The sequence below is a fragment of the Streptomyces glaucescens genome (assembly GCF_002154375.1).
GTDB lineage: Bacteria > Actinomycetota > Actinomycetes > Streptomycetales > Streptomycetaceae > Streptomyces > Streptomyces glaucescens.
The window spans coordinates 1-15,383 of the sequence record NZ_MUND01000208.1; the positions used below are offsets into that span (position 1 = coordinate 1).

15 protein-coding genes and 1 pseudogene are annotated in these 15,383 nt (G+C 70.7%); 12 read left to right on the forward strand and 4 right to left on the reverse strand.

Annotated elements, in window-relative coordinates:
• The first annotated feature begins 135 nt into the window (after nucleotides 1–135).
• The 10 genes from CCN42_RS15530 to CCN42_RS15575 all read left to right on the forward strand — a co-directional run bounded on the left by CCN42_RS15530 (nucleotide 136) and on the right by CCN42_RS15575 (nucleotide 10,643).
• A complete protein-coding gene (locus CCN42_RS15530) occupies nucleotides 136–1,929 on the forward strand; it encodes a trypsin-like serine protease (RefSeq protein WP_245877295.1) in 1,794 nt (597 codons plus the stop codon).
• 210 nt (nucleotides 1,930–2,139) lie between these two features.
• Nucleotides 2,140–3,273 carry an LCP family protein gene (locus tag CCN42_RS15535; protein WP_086736264.1) on the forward strand — a complete coding sequence of 378 codons (1,134 nt, stop codon included), beginning with the start codon at nucleotides 2,140–2,142 and terminating at the stop codon, nucleotides 3,271–3,273.
• Between the two features lie 199 nt (nucleotides 3,274–3,472).
• Nucleotides 3,473–3,697: a 50S ribosomal protein L31 gene (gene rpmE / locus CCN42_RS15540; RefSeq protein ID WP_030944953.1), complete on the forward strand. Its 225-nt coding sequence runs from the start codon at nucleotides 3,473–3,475 to the stop codon at nucleotides 3,695–3,697.
• Between the two features lie 108 nt (nucleotides 3,698–3,805).
• Nucleotides 3,806–4,873: a peptide chain release factor 1 gene (gene prfA, locus CCN42_RS15545; protein WP_086736266.1), complete on the forward strand. Its 1,068-nt coding sequence runs from the start codon at nucleotides 3,806–3,808 to the stop codon at nucleotides 4,871–4,873.
• Between the two features lie 36 nt (nucleotides 4,874–4,909).
• A complete protein-coding gene (prmC, locus tag CCN42_RS15550) occupies nucleotides 4,910–5,755 on the forward strand; it encodes a peptide chain release factor N(5)-glutamine methyltransferase (RefSeq protein ID WP_086167547.1) in 846 nt (281 codons plus the stop codon).
• Nucleotides 5,756–5,807: 52 nt separating this feature from the next.
• On the forward strand, nucleotides 5,808–6,455 hold the full coding sequence (locus tag CCN42_RS15555; protein ID WP_086736268.1) for an L-threonylcarbamoyladenylate synthase: 648 nt from the start codon (nucleotides 5,808–5,810) through the stop codon (nucleotides 6,453–6,455).
• Nucleotides 6,452–7,117: an arsenate reductase/protein-tyrosine-phosphatase family protein gene (locus CCN42_RS15560; protein ID WP_086736270.1), complete on the forward strand. Its 666-nt coding sequence runs from the start codon at nucleotides 6,452–6,454 to the stop codon at nucleotides 7,115–7,117. Before CCN42_RS15555 ends, CCN42_RS15560 begins: the two co-directional genes overlap by 4 nt.
• A 69-nt stretch (nucleotides 7,118–7,186) precedes the next feature.
• Nucleotides 7,187–8,425 (forward strand): serine hydroxymethyltransferase, encoded by a 1,239-nt coding sequence (locus CCN42_RS15565; protein ID WP_086736271.1) that lies wholly within the window; start codon nucleotides 7,187–7,189, stop codon nucleotides 8,423–8,425.
• A 128-nt stretch (nucleotides 8,426–8,553) separates the two neighbouring features.
• The gene (locus tag CCN42_RS15570; protein ID WP_086736273.1) at nucleotides 8,554–9,894 is read left to right on the forward strand and encodes an MraY family glycosyltransferase; all 1,341 of its coding nucleotides are present in this window, start codon (nucleotides 8,554–8,556) and stop codon (nucleotides 9,892–9,894) included.
• Between the two features lie 80 nt (nucleotides 9,895–9,974).
• A complete protein-coding gene (locus CCN42_RS15575) occupies nucleotides 9,975–10,643 on the forward strand; it encodes an O-methyltransferase (RefSeq protein ID WP_086736314.1) in 669 nt (222 codons plus the stop codon).
• 7 nt (nucleotides 10,644–10,650) lie between these two features.
• Here CCN42_RS15575 and CCN42_RS15580 read toward each other — a convergent pair whose 3' ends face one another.
• The 4 genes from CCN42_RS15580 to CCN42_RS15595 form a co-directional block, all read right to left on the reverse strand.
• The gene (locus CCN42_RS15580; RefSeq protein ID WP_086736275.1) at nucleotides 10,651–11,757 is read right to left on the reverse strand and encodes an HAD-IIIC family phosphatase; all 1,107 of its coding nucleotides are present in this window, start codon (nucleotides 11,755–11,757) and stop codon (nucleotides 10,651–10,653) included.
• An 18-nt stretch (nucleotides 11,758–11,775) separates the two neighbouring features.
• Complete coding sequence (locus CCN42_RS15585; protein ID WP_086736276.1) at nucleotides 11,776–12,915, reverse strand: acyl-CoA dehydrogenase family protein; 1,140 nt, start codon at nucleotides 12,913–12,915, stop codon at nucleotides 11,776–11,778.
• The gene (locus CCN42_RS15590) at nucleotides 12,908–13,204 is read right to left on the reverse strand and encodes an acyl carrier protein (protein ID WP_086736278.1); all 297 of its coding nucleotides are present in this window, start codon (nucleotides 13,202–13,204) and stop codon (nucleotides 12,908–12,910) included. The genes CCN42_RS15585 and CCN42_RS15590 overlap by 8 nt, the downstream gene beginning before the upstream one ends.
• 63 nt (nucleotides 13,205–13,267) lie before the next feature.
• Nucleotides 13,268–14,116, reverse strand: coding sequence for a 3-hydroxyacyl-CoA dehydrogenase family protein (locus CCN42_RS15595; RefSeq protein ID WP_086736316.1), 849 nt, complete (start codon nucleotides 14,114–14,116; stop codon nucleotides 13,268–13,270).
• Nucleotides 14,117–14,399: 283 nt separating this feature from the next.
• On the opposite strand from CCN42_RS15595, the pseudogene CCN42_RS15600 reads away from it, so the two are divergent.
• Both CCN42_RS15600 and CCN42_RS45625 read left to right on the forward strand, forming a co-directional pair.
• Nucleotides 14,400–14,894 (forward strand): annotated as a pseudogene (locus tag CCN42_RS15600) (AMP-binding protein); the annotation flags it as partial.
• A 216-nt stretch (nucleotides 14,895–15,110) separates the two neighbouring features.
• Nucleotides 15,111–15,377, forward strand: a complete 267-nt coding sequence (locus CCN42_RS45625) for an AMP-binding enzyme (protein WP_281259495.1) — start codon at nucleotides 15,111–15,113, stop codon at nucleotides 15,375–15,377.
• Nucleotides 15,378–15,383 lie beyond the last annotated feature (6 nt).

Sequence of the window (15,383 nt, forward strand, 5' to 3'; positions counted from 1 at the left end):
ACGGCGACTAGTCGCCGTCGAGCCTGTGAGGCCGCCCCCTGTCGCGAGAGTGACAGGGGGCGGCCTTTTGGCGCAGTGAGGAAGGGGGGCTTTCTCGCGCCCTCATCTACTCATGGGCATCCCAGGGGGACTTCCTTGCACAGACGCCGTATACGCATCGCCCTGCCCTTCTGCGGGGCGGGTGTCGCCGCGGCTCTCGCCGCCACGCTGCTGACCACCTCCGCCGAGGCGGCGACGCCACTGCCGCGGCCCGCCGTCACACCCGCCACCAGCTCACCGTCGGCCGCCGAGCTCGAGCGCCGGCTCGCCACCGCGGTCGCCGGGGACGACACGGCCGGCGCGCGCCCGGCCAAGTCGTCGTACAGCGCGGGCAGCACGGGGCCGACCGCCGACGCGAAGATCATCGGCGGTACGACCACCACCATCACCTCCGCGCCCTGGATGGCGCAGCTCTGGTACGGCGACGACAAGGGCACCGCCGACACCTCCGACGACACCGGCTTCTTCTGCGGCGGCGCGGTCGTCGCGCCGACGAAGATCCTCACCGCCGCGCACTGCGTCGCCGGATACGACTGGCACAACCACGGAGCGGTCATCACCGGCACCGCCCAGCTGCCGGCCGTCGACGACCAGGGCTACATCACCGACCTGCACGGCGGCAGCATCGCCGGCGTCTGGCGGCAGTGGAACCACCCGTCCTACCGGGCGTCCACCATCGACGCCGACATCGCGGTCCTCACCCTGCCGTACGCGGTGAAGGCGACCCCGATCCGGATGACGACGTCCGGCGACACCGCCTCGTACGCCGCCGGGACCAGCGCCAAGGTCTACGGCTGGGGCCGCACCAGCTCCACCCACGACAACCTCTCCGAGACGCTGAAGACGGCCACGCTGCCCATCCAGTCGGACACCGCCTGCGCGAACGCCTGGGGCACCAGCTTCATCAAGGGCCACATGGTGTGCGCGGGCAACCCCGCCACCGGCAGCGACACCGGCACCACCACCGCCTGCAACGGCGACTCCGGCGGCCCCCTGGTGGTGAACAGCCGGATCGTCGGCGTCGTCTCGTGGGGCGTCGAGGACTGCGTCGCCCAGGGCGCCTACGGCGTCTTCACCAAGGTCGCCACCTACGTCGGCGCCACCTACCCGCGCGTGGACGACACCAACATCGACGGCGACCACCGGGCCGACCTGTGGCTGCGCAACGCCGCCACGGACACCGGCTACTCCCGCTACTCCCGGGGCACGTCGTTCGTGGCCGGTGAGAACTGGGGCAGCTGGGCCGGGGTCAACCTCGTCCTCCAGACCGACCTGGACCGTGACGGCTACCAGGACCTCGTCTACCGCCGCAGCAGCGACGGCGACGTGTTCTGGGCCCACTACGTGTACTCCAGCAACTCCTGGGTCACCCAGCGGATCGCCGACAACTGGAAGACGCGCACCCGGATCGTCACCCCGGGCGACGTCACCGGCGACTACCTGCCCGACCTGCTCTCGGTCGACTCGGCCGGCGCGCTGTGGATCTACCCCGGCAAGGGCAACGGCACCTTCGCCGCCCGGGTCCAGTTCGGCTCCGGCTGGAACCAGTACAACCAGCTGCGCGGCCACGGCGACTTCACCGGCGACGGCCGGACCGACCTGATCGCCCGGAACGCGAGCAACGGCTACGTCTACCTGTACAAGGGCCTCGGGAAGACGAGCGGCGGAGCGTTCGCCTCCCGGATCAAGCTGGCCACCTGGAGCAGCACCACCTACAACGCCATCACCGCGGTCGGTGACGTCAGCGGCGACGGCCGCGCCGACCTCCTGGCCCGCACCCCGGGCGGCACGCTCTACCTCTACCGGGGCACCGGGAAGGCCACGGGCGAGATCTTCACCACAAGGATCTCCGTCGGGACGTACTTCAAGCAGTACGACATCCTCGGCTGAAACCGCAGGTGAGCCGGGGCATGCCTGGCCCGCCACCGCTACGCACCGTGCCCACCCGAGCTCCGGGTGGGCACAGTGCGTCATGCAACCCTGTGCCGAGTTTCCCCGTCTGACCCGGCGGGGCGACGATGGAGCGGTACGGGGTCGTTCGTCCGATCCGGCCCGACCGCCACCGCAGGGGGTAACCGACCGACGAGAGCCGAGGAGCACATGTCCGCCCAGAGCACGCCGGGACCCGGCACAGCGGGCGAGCCCGGCGGGGACGGCCCGCGCCGCCGAGCCAAGGGCCGCCGCCGCAAGCCCCGCAGCAGACACCACAAGGGGCTGCTCATCTCGGCCTGGACCGCGGCGGGCATCGTCGTCCTCGGCGGCACCGGCGTCGGGTACGTCTACTTCAAGCTCAACGGCAACCTCGAGAGCGTCGACATCGACCAGGTCCTCGGCACCGACCGCCCCACCAGGACGGACAACGGCTCGCAGAACATCCTGGTCCTCGGCTCGGACACCCGTTCCGGCGGCAACAGGAAGCTCGGCGGCGGCACCGACGACGGCAGCGCCCGCGCCGACACCGCGATGATCCTGCATGTCCACGAGGGACACCGGAAGGCCAGCATGGTCTCCATCCCGCGGGACACCCTCATCGACCGGCCCGCCTGCACCGACACCGACGGCGGCAGCCACCCGGCCGCCTCCGGCGTGATGTTCAACTCCGCGTACTCCACCGGCGGCGCCGCCTGCGCGGTCAAGACCGTCGAGTCGCTGACCGGCATCCGCATGGACCACTACCTGGAGGTCGACTTCTCCGGCTTCCAGCGGCTCGTCGACGAGCTGGGCGGTGTCGAGGTGACCACCACCCAGGACATCAAGGACCCCGACAGCCACCTCTACCTGGAGGCCGGCCCGCACCGGCTGACCGGCGAGCAGGCCCTCGGCCTGGTCCGCACCCGGCACGGCGTCGGGGACGGCTCCGACCTCGGCCGCATCCAGCTCCAGCAGGCCTTCCTCAAGGCCCTGCTCGAGCAGGTGAAGGACGTCGACCTGTTCGGTGACCCGAAGAAGCTGTACGACCTCGCCGACACCGCCACGAAGACCGTGACCACCGACTCCGCTCTGGGCTCGGTGAACTCCCTGATGTCCTTCGCGAGCGGCCTCAAGGGCATCGGCGCGTCCGACATGACCATGGTCACCATGCCGGTCGTCTACGATCCCGCCGACCCCAACCGCGTCCTCCTGGCGAGGACCAAGGCCGACCAGGTCTGGACAGCCCTGAGGAACGACCGGCCCATCCCCCGGTCGGCCACCCAGGGCACGGCCACCGGCGAAGCCGAGGGCGTCGTGAACTAGCCGGGGGCGCGCGGCCGTACCGGTGTGCGGCTCCGCCGCGTGGGCGCCACGGGCAACAGACGGCCCGCGGGGAACAAACGACGGGCACCCCCGGTTTTGGGAGTAGGCCCCAGTCCTGGCAGACTGGTACGTCGGCCCCGGTTCACGCTGCCGCACCCCGCGGAAGCGACCCGGCGCCCTCCCGAACCTAGGAGACACCTTGAAGCGCGACATCCACCCCGAGTACGTCGAGACGCAGGTCAGCTGCACCTGCGGCGCGTCGTTCACCACCCGTAGCACCATCGCGTCCGGCACCATCCGGGCCGAGGTCTGCTCCGAGTGCCACCCGTTCTACACGGGCAAGCAGAAGATCCTCGACACCGGTGGCCGTGTGGCCCGCTTCGAGGCCCGCTTCGGCAAGGCTGCCGCCGGCTCCAAGAAGTAGCGAGCCCCTTTTCGCCGGTCCACGGTCACGCCCCTTCCCCGGGCGTGCCGGGACCGGCGTTTTTGGTCGCCGCCCACTTCACCTTCGTACGCAGTCAGGAGCCCAGAGATGTTCGAGGCCGTCGAGGAGCTCATCGCCGAGCACGCCGACCTGGAGAAGAAGCTCGCCGACCCGTCGGTCCACGCCGACCAGGCCAACGCGCGCAAGCTGAACAAGCGCTATGCCGAGCTGACCCCGATCGTCGCCACGTACCGCTCCTGGAAGCAGACCGGCGACGACGTCGAGACCGCCCGCGAGTTCGCCGCCGACGACCCCGACTTCATCGCCGAGGTCAAGGAGCTGGAGAAGCAGCGCGAGGAGCTGACCGAGAAGCTGCGGCTGCTGCTCGTCCCGCGCGACCCCAGCGACGACAAGGACGTCATCCTGGAGATCAAGGCGGGCGCGGGCGGCGACGAGTCCGCGCTGTTCGCCGGCGACCTGCTGCGCATGTACCTGCGCTACGCCGAGCGGGTCGGCTGGAAGACCGAGATCATCGACGCCACCGAGTCCGAGCTGGGCGGCTACAAGGACGTCCAGGTAGCCGTGAAGGCCCGCGGGCAGATCGAGCCCGGCCAGGGCGTGTGGGCGCGGCTGAAGTACGAGGGCGGCGTGCACCGCGTGCAGCGCGTGCCGGCCACCGAGTCGCAGGGCCGTATCCACACCTCCGCGGCGGGCGTGCTCGTCACCCCCGAGGCGGAGGAGGTCGACGTCGAGATCAACCCGAACGACCTGCGCATCGACGTCTACCGGTCCTCCGGTCCCGGCGGCCAGTCGGTGAACACCACCGACTCCGCGGTGCGCATCACGCACATTCCGACCGGAGTCGTCGCTTCCTGCCAGAACGAGAAGAGCCAGCTGCAGAACAAGGAGCAGGCACTGCGTATCCTGCGCTCCAGGCTGCTCGCCATGGCGCAGGAGGAGGCGGAGAGGGAGGCCGCGGACGCCCGCCGCAGCCAGGTCCGCACCGTCGACCGCTCCGAGAAGATCCGCACCTACAACTTCCCGGAGAATCGGATTTCGGACCACCGCGTCGGCTTCAAGGCGTACAACCTTGACCAGGTCCTGGACGGCGACCTCGACGCGGTGATCCAGGCCTGTGTCGACGCGGACTCGGCCGCCAAGCTCGCAGCCGCGTAAGGCACGTACGAGCAAGTACCCACACGGAGGACGAGCGTGAACCTGCTGCTCGCGGAGGTGGCCCAGGCCACCCAGCGGCTGGCCGACGCCGGCGTGCCCTCGCCGCGCACCGACGCGGAGGAGCTGGCCGCGTTCGTGCACGGCGTGAAGCGGGGCGAGTTGCACTCCGTGAAGGACGCCGACTTCGACGCCCGCTACTGGGAGGTCGTCGCGCGCCGGGAACAGCGCGAACCGCTCCAGCACATCACCGGCCGAGCCTTCTTCCGGTACCTGGAGCTCCAGGTCGGGCCCGGGGTGTTCGTGCCCCGCCCGGAGACGGAGTCGGTCGTCGGCTGGGCCATAGACGCGGTCCGCGCCATGGACGTCGTCGAGCCGTGCATCGTCGACCTGTGCACCGGCTCCGGCGCCATCGCGCTCGCCCTCGCCCAGGAGGTGCCCCGCTCCCGGGTGCACGCCGTGGAGCTGAGCGAGGACGCCCTGGTGTGGACCCGCAAGAACGTGGAGGGCTCCCGCGTCGACCTGCGCCAGGGCGACGCGCTCACCGCCTTCCCCGACCTCGACGGCCAGGTCGACCTGGTCATCTCCAACCCGCCGTACATCCCGCTCACCGAGTGGGAGTACGTCGCTCCCGAGGCCCGGGACTACGACCCCGAGATGGCCCTGTTCTCCGGTGAGGACGGCCTCCACCTGATCCGCGGCCTGGAACGCACCGCGCACCGGCTGCTGCGCCCCGGCGGTGTCGTCGTCATCGAGCACGCCGACACCCAGGGCGGCCAGGTGCCGTGGATCTTCACCGAGGAGCGCGGGTGGGCCGACGCGGCCGATCACCCCGACCTCAACAACCGCCCACGGTTCGCCACCGCCCGCAAGGCACTGCCGTGAGCACCACCCCCACTCTTTCTCTGAAGCACGTGTACGAGGAGGCCCGCTAGATATGGCACGGCGATACGACACCAACGACGTGACCGACCGCGTGACCGGTCTGCGTGAAGCCGCGTCCGCCGTCCGCCGTGGCGAGCTGGTGGTCCTCCCCACCGACACCGTGTACGGCATCGGCGCCGACGCCTTCTCCAAGGAGGCCGTCGGCGACCTGCTCCAGGCCAAGGGCCGGGGCCGCAACATGCCCACCCCCGTGCTCATCGGCTCCCCGAACACCCTGCACGGCCTCGTCACCGACTTCTCCGAGCTGGCCTGGGAACTGGTCGACGCGTTCTGGCCGGGCGCCCTCACGCTGGTCGCCAAGCACCAGCCGTCCCTCCAGTGGGACCTGGGGGACACCCGCGGGACGGTCGCCGTGCGGATGCCGCTGCACCCGGTCGCCATCGAGCTGCTGACCGAGGTCGGCCCGATGGCGGTGTCCTCCGCCAACCTCACCGGCCACCCGGCGCCGGAGGACTGCGACGCGGCGCAGGGCATGCTCGGCGACTCCGTCTCCGTCTATCTCGACGGCGGCCCGACCCCCGGCAATGTGCCGTCCTCGATCGTCGACGTCACCCGCGAGGTGCCGCTGCTGCTGCGCGCGGGCGCGCTGTCGGCGGACGAGTTGCGGAAGGTCGTACCCGACCTCGAGGTGGCGAATTGACACCCCCCGAAGCGGGGCGTGGCATAGGCAGCGGGGAAGAGACCACCACCTTCGGCTTCCCGAGGGACACCTTCCGCATCCTCCACGTCAGCACCGGCAACGTGTGCCGCTCGCCGATCACCGAGCGGCTGACCCGGCATTTCGTGTCGCAGCGGCTCGGCGTGCTGGGCGGCGGACTGATCGTGGAGAGCGCCGGAACCTGGGGCCACGAGGGCGCGCCCATGGAGGCCAACGCGGAGACCGTGCTGGCCGAGTTCGGCGCGGACGCCTCCGGGTTCGTCGGCCGCGAGCTGCTGGACGAGCACGTCATCATGGCCGACCTGGTCCTGACCGCCACCCGCGACCACCGCGCCCAGGTCATCTCCATGGGCCACTCCGCGGGCCTGCGCACCTTCACCCTGAAGGAGTTCACCCGCCTGGTGAAGGCCATCGACCCCGCGACCCTCCCTCCGCTGGAGGACGGTGTGGTCATGCGGGCCCGTGCCCTGGTGCGGGCCGCCGCCGCGCTGCGGGGCTGGCTGCTGGCTCCCACGGCGGAGGCGGACGAGGTGTACGACCCGTACGGGGCGCCCCTGCCGTTCTTCCGCTCGGTGGGCGACGAGATACACCAGGCGCTGGATCCGGTGGTGACGGCGCTGACCGGAGTACCCGCACGGACGTAGTCGCGGGGCGGGGTGCGGTGCCCGGGCCTACATTGGACGTACGTCAGCGTCGACGCCCCGGAGCCCACCATGACGGTCAGCCCTGCCCGTGAGACCGATGTCCTGCGCGCTCAGGATCCCGAGCTGGCCGAGCTGCTGCTCGGGGAGCTGACACGGCAGTCGACGACGCTCCAGCTGACGGCGGCGGAGAACTTCACCTCGCCCGCCGTGCTGGCCGCGCTCGGCTCCCCGCTCGCCAACAAGTACGCGGAGGGGTATCCGGGCAACCGCCACCACGGCGGCTGCGAGTTCGCCGACGTGGCCGAGCGGATCGCCGTGGACCGGGCGAAGGCGCTGTTCGGGGCCGAGCACGCCAATGTGCAGTCGCACTCCGGGTCGTCCGCCGTGCTCGCCGCCTACGCCGCGCTGCTGCGGCCCGGGGACACCGTGCTCGCCCTCGGACTGCAGTACGGGGGGCACCTCACGCACGGCTCGCCCGCGAACTTCTCCGGCCGCTGGTTCGACTTCGTGGGCTACGGCGTCGACGGCGAGACCGGGCTCGTCGACCACCAGCAGGTGCGCGCCCTGGCCCGCAGCCGCCGGCCCAAGGCGATCGTGTGCGGGTCCACCGCCTATCCACGCCACCCCGACTACGCGCTCTTCCGTGAGATCGCCGACGAGGTCGGCGCCTACCTCATCGCCGACGCCGCCCACCCGATCGGCCTGGTCGCCGGGGGAGCGGCGCCGACGCCGGTGCCGTACGCCGACATCGTGTGCGCCACCACCCACAAGGTGCTGCGGGGGCCGCGCGGCGGGATGATCCTGTGCGGCGGCGAGCTGGCCGAGCGCGTCGACCGGGCCGTCTTCCCGTTCACCCAGGGCGGCGCCCAGATGCACACCATCGCCGCGAAGGCGGTCGCGTTCGGCGAGGCGGCCGCACCGGCGTTCTCCGTGTACGCCCATCAGGTGGTCGCCAATGCGCGGGTCCTCGCGGCCGCGCTGGCCGCCGAGGGGCTGGTCGTCACCACCGGCGGCACGGACACGCACCTGATCACCGCCGACCCGTTCCCGCTGGGCGTCGACGGCCGCACCGCCCGCGGCCGGCTCGCCGCCGCCGGGATCGTCCTGGACTGCTGCGCCCTGCCGCACGGCGACCTGCGCGGCCTGCGCCTGGGCACGGCGGCGGTGACCACGCAGGGGATGAGGGAGGAGGAGATGCGGCGGATCGCCGTACTTCTCACGACCGCGCTGCGGGAGCCGACGCGGGGCAGGGCGGTGCGTGCAGAGGTGCAGGAACTCACCGGCGGATTTCCGCCCTATCCTGGCTGAACGGGGTAGGCGAACGTCTGTGCACAGCCGCACGTGCAACCATCGTCGCTACCCGCAAGTCCCCACACATATGCGTGCCTCGCTAGGGTGTGGGACTGAGATGGCCAGCGAGACCTGTGGGGAAGCCCGTGCGTGAATACCTCCTGACGCTCTGCATCACGGCCGCGGTGACGTACCTGCTGACCGGGCCGGTGCGGAAGTTCGCGATCGTTGCGGGAGCGATGCCGGAGATCCGGGCCCGGGACGTGCACCGGGAGCCGACTCCGCGGCTCGGCGGGATCGCGATGTTCTTCGGCCTGTGCGCGGGCCTGCTGGTCGCGGACCACCTCACCAACCTCCACCAGGTCTTCGAGAAGTCCAACGAACCCCGCGCGCTGCTCTCCGGAGCCGCGCTGATCTGGCTGATCGGCGTCCTGGACGACAAGTTCGAGATCGACGCCCTGATCAAGCTCGGCGGCCAGATGATCGCCGCCGGCGTGATGGTCATGCAGGGTCTGACGATCCTGTGGCTGCCCGTGCCGGGCGTCGGCACCGTCGCCCTCACCCAGTGGCAGGGCACGCTCCTCACCGTCGCCCTGGTCGTGATCACTATCAACGCGGTCAACTTCGTCGACGGGCTGGACGGGCTGGCCGCGGGCATGGTGTGCATCGCGTCCGCCGCGTTCTTCATGTACGCCTACCGCATCTGGTACTCGTACGGCATCGAGGCCGCCGCGCCCGCCAGCCTCTTCGCGGCCATCCTGATGGGCATGTGCCTGGGCTTCCTGCCGCACAACATGCACCCGGCGCGGATCTTCATGGGCGACTCCGGCTCGATGCTGATCGGCCTCGTGCTGGCCGCCGGCGCCATCTCCGTGACCGGCCAGGTCGACCCGGACGTGATGAACCTGTTCTCCGGGTCCGAGCGCAACACCGTGCACCAGACGGTCCCCGTCTACATTCCGCTGCTGCTGCCGCTGACCATCATCGCGATCCCGGCCGCCGACCTGATCCTGGCGATCGTGCGCCGCACCTGGCGCGGCCAGTCGCCGTTCGCCGCGGACCGCGGGCACCTGCACCACCGGCTGCTGGAGATCGGCCACTCGCACAGCCGCGCGGTGCTGATCATGTACTTCTGGTCGGCGCTGATCGCCTTCGGCGCGCTGGCGTACTCCGTGAACAGCGCGTCCATGTGGATCGTACTGAGTGTCGTGGTACTCAGCGCGATCGGCCTCGTCCTGCTGCTGCTGCCCCGCTTCAGGCCGCGCGCGCCGCGCTGGATGGAGGCCTTCGTCCCGCCCCGCTACCGCCGTCGCCGGGTCGCACCTGCCGCGTCATCGGTGATCCGGTCCGCGGGGGGCGAGGCTTCAGCGGCGGGCGGGACCGCTGACGGCCATGAGGGCGAGCAGCGCAGCACGCCGGTCGCGGCCGGTGTGGCGTCGGCCAACGGAGCGACCGCCATCGGCGCCCGTTCACATACGAGCCGCTGACCCAAAGCCAGAGCATTCACATTCCGGAGTAGGCTCGGTCGCCCTTGCGTGACATTATGCGCCGCCACTATGTTGAGGCGGTGGCTACTCAAATCATGTCCTCGCCGGAATTACTTTCCTATGTGCGTGACGTCTCCCTGCGGGACGACGAGATATTGCGCGGCCTGCGCGATCTGACCGGTGAACTGCCCATGGGGCAGGCCATGCAGGTCATGGCCGAGGAAGGGCAGTTGCTCGGTTTCCTGGTCGGTCTGACAGGTGCCCGTCAGGTGCTGGAGATCGGCACGTTCACCGGGTACAGCACGCTGTGCATGGCCCGCAGCCTCGCCCCGGGCGGACGCGTGGTCACCTGCGACATCAGCGACAAGTGGCCCGGCATCGCTCAGGAGTACTGGGCGAAGGCGGGCGTGTCGGACCGCATCGACGTTCGTATCGGGAATGCCGCCGAAACCCTTGCCGGACTGCTCGACGAAGAAAAGGCGGGCACCTTTGACTTCGCCTTCATCGACGCGGACAAGGCGAATTATCGTCGCTATTATGAATTGTCGCTCGAGCTGGTGAGGCCGGGCGGACTCGTCATCCTCGACAACACTCTGCTTTTTGGCCGGGTCATCGACCCGGAAGCCCAGGATCCCGACACGGTCGCGATCCGCGAGCTGAATTCCTTCCTGCACGACGACCATCGGGTGGAGATATCACTCCTCCCGATGGCCGATGGCATCACTCTGGTACGCAAGAAAGCATGCTGAGCACCGGTCAGTGCACCGGATCCGGAGCGGCCACACGGTGGTCCGCGGCCAGGTCCGGTGCGCTGATCCGGATCGTCGCGTGCGGCTCACGAGGCGCCGGCACCAGGTGCAGGCGTCGTAGACCGTCCGCTCCCGCATCGGGCAGCGCGTCCTGGCACGCACAGGACTCCTCGCCGAGACCGGCGAACCGGTAGGCGATCTCCATCATGCGGTTGCGCTCCGTGGGCCGGAAGTCGGCCACCAGATGGGCGCCCGCCCGGGCGGCCTGGTCGATCAGCCAGTTCAGGATCGCCGCACCCGCCCCGAACGACACCACCCGGCAGGACGTCGCCAGCAACTTGATGTGCCACACACCGGGCCGCGTTCGCAGCAGCATCACCCCGACCGCGCCGTGCGGACCGAAACGGTCGGCCATGGTCGTCACCAGCACCTCATGCCCGGGATCGGCCAGCAGCTCGCGCAGCGCTGCGTCGGAGTAGTGGACGCCCGTCGCGTTCATCTGGCTGGTGCGCAGCGTGAGCTCCTCCACGCGCGACAGTTGCTCCTCGGTCGCCCGGCCGATGCGCATGTCCAGCTCCAGCGAGCGCAGGAACTCCTCCGTCGGCCCGCGGAAAGCGGCCTGCTCCTCCTCACGCCGGAAGCCGGCCTGGTACATCTGGCGGCGCCGCCGCGCGTCCACGGTGACGTTCCGCGGACTGAACTCCGGCAGGTCCGCCAGCGCCGGCACCTGGTCGGCGGCGTAGCAGCGGACCTCCGGCAGGTGGAAAGAGACCTCGGCCCGCTCGGCGGGCTGGTCGTCCACGAAGGCGATGGTGCCGTGCGCGAACTTCAGCCGCTCCGCGATGTCCCGCACCGAGTCCGACTTCGGCCCCCACCCGATCCGCGGCAGCACGAAGTACTTGGCAAGGCCCAGCTCCTCCAGCTTGGCCCAGGCCAGGTCGTGGTCGTTCTTGCTGGCCACCGACTGCAGAATGCCCCGGGAGTCCAGCTCGATGATCAGCTCCCGCACGCCGTCCGGCGGGCGCACCGTGTCGCCCTCCGACAGCGTGCCCTGCCAGAGTGTGTTGTCCAGGTCCCAGACCAGGCACTTCACCGTGGTCGGCACGTCAGACATGAAGATCCTCCAGGATGGTCACTGTGCCGTCGCCACGGCGTGCTGCGCCAGAATCAACTGGCAGATTTCGTTGCTGCCTTCGATGATCTCCATCAGCTTCGCGTCCCGGTACGCGCGCGCCACGACATGACCGTCCCGCGCCCCGGCCGAGGCCAGCACCTGCACGGCCGCCGCGGCACCGCGGGCCGCGTGCCCGGCGCTGACGTGCTTGGCCAGCACGGTCGCCACGACCTGATCCGGGGAACCGGCGTCCCAGCACGCGCTGGCATGGGCGCACGCCTGGGCCGCGACCTGCTCGTCCGCGTACAGGTCGGCGAGGTGCCCCGCCACCAACTGGTGCTCGTGCAGCGGCTTGCCGAACTGCACCCGCGACGCGGCGTGCCGCGCCGCGGCGTGCCGGCAGGCGCGCAGGATGCCCACACACCCCCAGGCCACCGAGATACGGCCGTAGGCGAGGGCGGTGGTGACCAGCAGCGGCAGCGGCATGCCCGGCGTGCCGAGCAGACTGGACAGCGGCAGCCGCACCGAGTCGAAGCGCACGTTCGCATGCCCGGCCGCACGGCAGCCCAGCGGATCGGCGACCCGCTCCACGTGCACGCCGGGTGCCGAGGCGGGCACCGCGACGACCGCCGCACCGCCTTCGCACTGCCCGAACACGACCAGCAGGTCCGCGTAGTGGGCCGCGGTCATCCACACCTTGTGGCCGGTGACCACGACGGAGTCGCCCGACACCTCGATCTTGGTGGTCATGGCGGTCACGTCGGAGCCGGCGCCGCTCTCACTGAAGCCGACCGCGGCCAGCTTGCCGCCGACCAGCTCCGGCAGCAGCGCGGCCGACTGGTCGGGGTTGGCCAGCCGCTGGATCGTCCAGGCGGCCATGCCCTGCGAGGTCATCACACTCCGCAGCGAGCTGCACAGACTGCCCGCGTGCGCCGTCAGCTCACCGTTGTCCCGGCTGCTGAGGCCGAGTCCGCCCAGCTCACGGGCGACCTGTGCGCACAGCAACCCCCGCTCCCCGGCGGTGCGCAGCACCTCCAGGGGGATCTCGCCGGACAGATCCCATGCCTCGGCCCGCCCGTCGACGAGGGAGTCGAGGAGAGCGAACCCGTCGGCGAGCCGGTCGCCGGCAGCGGGACCGCCGACGTGCCTGTCAGGCATGACCGACCGCGGGCGACCCGGCCCGCAGCCTCAGCACCAGCTCTGTCATGCGCTGCACGGTCCGGAAGTTGTCCAGCTTGAGGTCCGCGCCCACGATGGCGACCCGGTAGGTCTGTTCGAGGTGGACGACCAGTTCCATGGCGAACATGGAGGACACCAGACCGGAGGCGAACATGTCCTGGTCCGGCGTCAGCGTGGTCCTGGTCTTGGCCTCCAGGAAGCCCAGCAGCTCCCGCTCGATGGACTCGGCGCTCAACTCGGCGCCCTGCGCGGTCGATTCAGTGCTCACCGCAACACCTTTCGGCTATGGAAGTGACTTTCAGGGGTCTTCGACTCGGGATTCGCGCGTGTCTCAGTACGCGTAGAAGCCCCGGCCGGACTTGCGGCCGAGGTCACCCTGGCGGACCTTCTCCAGCAGCAGGTCGGCGGGCTCGCAGGAGGGGTCGCCGGTGCGTTCGTAGAGAACCTGGAGGGAGTCGGCCAGGTTGTCCAGGCCGATCAGGTCGGCGGTGCGCAGCGGGCCGGTCGGGTGCCCGAGGCAGCCCTCCATCAGCTCGTCCACCGCCTCCGCCGTCGCGGTGCCCTCACCGACGATCCGCGCCGCGGCGTTGATCATCGGATGCAGAAGCCGGCTCGTGACGAAGCCCGGCGCGTCCCGCACGATGACCGCCTTGCGGTTCAGCGCAGACAGCAGCTCGACCACGGCAGCCACGGCGGCGTCACCGGTCTGCGGGCCCCGGCTGACCTCGACCATCCTGATCAGGTACGACGGGTTCATGAAGTGCGTGCCGAGCAGTTCCTCGGGCCGGTCGACCGACCGGGCCAGCTCGGCGATGGGGATCCCGGACGTGTTGGAGATCAGTGGCGTCCCGGGCCGTACGGCCGCCGAGACCTCGGCCAGCACTTTGGCCTTCTCCGCCGGCAGTTCCACGATCGCCTCGATCACCGCGGTCGCGTTCGCCACGTCCGCCAGGGACACGCTGGTCGTCAGCTCGCCGGGTGCCGTGCCCGCGGGCAGCGCGCTCATGAGCTGAGCGTGCCGCAGCTGCTGTTCGATCCTGACGCGCGCCGCGCTCAGCGTCGTGTCGTCGACGTCCACCAGGACGACGGGGATGCCGTGTCCGAGCACCAGGGCAGCGATTCCCGAACCCATCACCCCCGCACCCACGATGGCGACTTGATGGGCTGTTGGCTCACTCATCGTGCCGGACACACTCCTTCACGCTCGCCAGGCCGGCTCGCTACGGCTGTCAGGGACGGGGGCATGCTCGTGTGCGCGGGCCACGGTCGCGGTCATCACCGGCTGAGCGCCGAACGGCAACGGGCTTGCTGCACAAGTACGGGACAGGGGACGGGCGTTCACCGGGAGGAAGAGGCACCAGGAACGGGCCACGCTCCAGGCAGGGCCGAGACCCCCCTGGGACCCTGTCGCCCACAACTGGGCGACCCGGCCGAGTCGGTGACGCGCAGTCGGCGACCGGCTCTCCCAGACCTTCGACCTCACCTTCGACCTCTCCGTCTTCGACCTGTTCGCGGCCTGGAGCAGCGGCGCCACGGTCGTCGTGCCCGGCCGCGGCGACCTCCTCGCCCCCGCCCGGTTCGTCGCCAGGGAACGCATCACCCACTGGTTCTCCGTGCCCTCGGTGATCTCCCTCGCCCGACGGCTGCGCGGCCTGCCCCCCGGCTGCATGCCCACGCTGCGCTGGAGCCTGTTCTGCGGCGAACCCCTGACCACCGCCCAGGCCGAGGCCTGGCGGGCGGCCGCCGCCGGCAGCGTGCTGGAGAACCTTTACGGCCCCACCGAACTGACCCTGAGCTGCACCCAGCACCGGCTGACGGACACCCCGGCCGAGCAACTGCCCGCGCACGGCACCGTGCCGATCGGGCGGCTCTACCCCGGCCTGGAACAGCTCGTCGTGGACGACGACGGCCGCCCCGCCGCCGAGGGCGAGCTGTGCGTCCGAGGCGTCCAGCGCTTCCCCGGCTACCTCGACCCCGCCGACAACGCCGGCCGCTTCCTGCGCTACGAACCCGGCGACGACCGCGCCACGGCCGTGGACGCCGTGGCGGACCCGGACGACCGGCTCTGGTACCGCACCGGTGACCGGGTACGCCTCGACGAGGACGGCCTCACCCACCTCGGCCGCCTGGACGACCAGGTCAAGGTGCGCGGCTACCGCCTGGAGCTCGCGGAGGTGGCGAGCGAACTGCGCGCCCATCCGGACATCCGCGACGCCGTCGCGCTCACCCTGCCCGGTCCACGCGACGAGACCCGCCTCGCAGCGGTCTGCACGGGAGACGACGTCGATCCCGCCGATGTCCTCGCCTCCCTGCGCGCCCGCCTGCCCGAGTACATGATCCCCAGCACCCTCACCGTGCTGGCGGACCTGCCGCTGAACGCCAACGGAAAGATCGACCGCCGCGCCCTGCGGGACATGCTCACGACCGCCCGCGCACGCTGAAACTTT

Excerpts from the sequence above, each read along its gene's own strand:
- CCN42_RS15585 (WP_086736276.1), bottom strand. The coding sequence starts at position 12,915 with ATGCCTGACAGGCACGTCGGCGGTCCCGCTGCCGGCGACCGGCTCGCC.
- CCN42_RS15595 (WP_086736316.1), bottom strand. The coding sequence starts at position 14,116 with ATGAGTGAGCCAACAGCCCATCAAGTCGCCATCGTGGGTGCGGGGGTG.
- prfA (WP_086736266.1), top strand. The coding sequence starts at position 3,806 with ATGTTCGAGGCCGTCGAGGAGCTCATCGCCGAGCACGCCGACCTGGAG.
- CCN42_RS15565 (WP_086736271.1), top strand. The coding sequence starts at position 7,187 with ATGACGGTCAGCCCTGCCCGTGAGACCGATGTCCTGCGCGCTCAGGAT.
- CCN42_RS15580 (WP_086736275.1), bottom strand. The coding sequence starts at position 11,757 with ATGTCTGACGTGCCGACCACGGTGAAGTGCCTGGTCTGGGACCTGGAC.
- CCN42_RS15535 (WP_086736264.1), top strand. The coding sequence starts at position 2,140 with ATGTCCGCCCAGAGCACGCCGGGACCCGGCACAGCGGGCGAGCCCGGC.
- CCN42_RS15555 (WP_086736268.1), top strand. The coding sequence starts at position 5,808 with ATGGCACGGCGATACGACACCAACGACGTGACCGACCGCGTGACCGGT.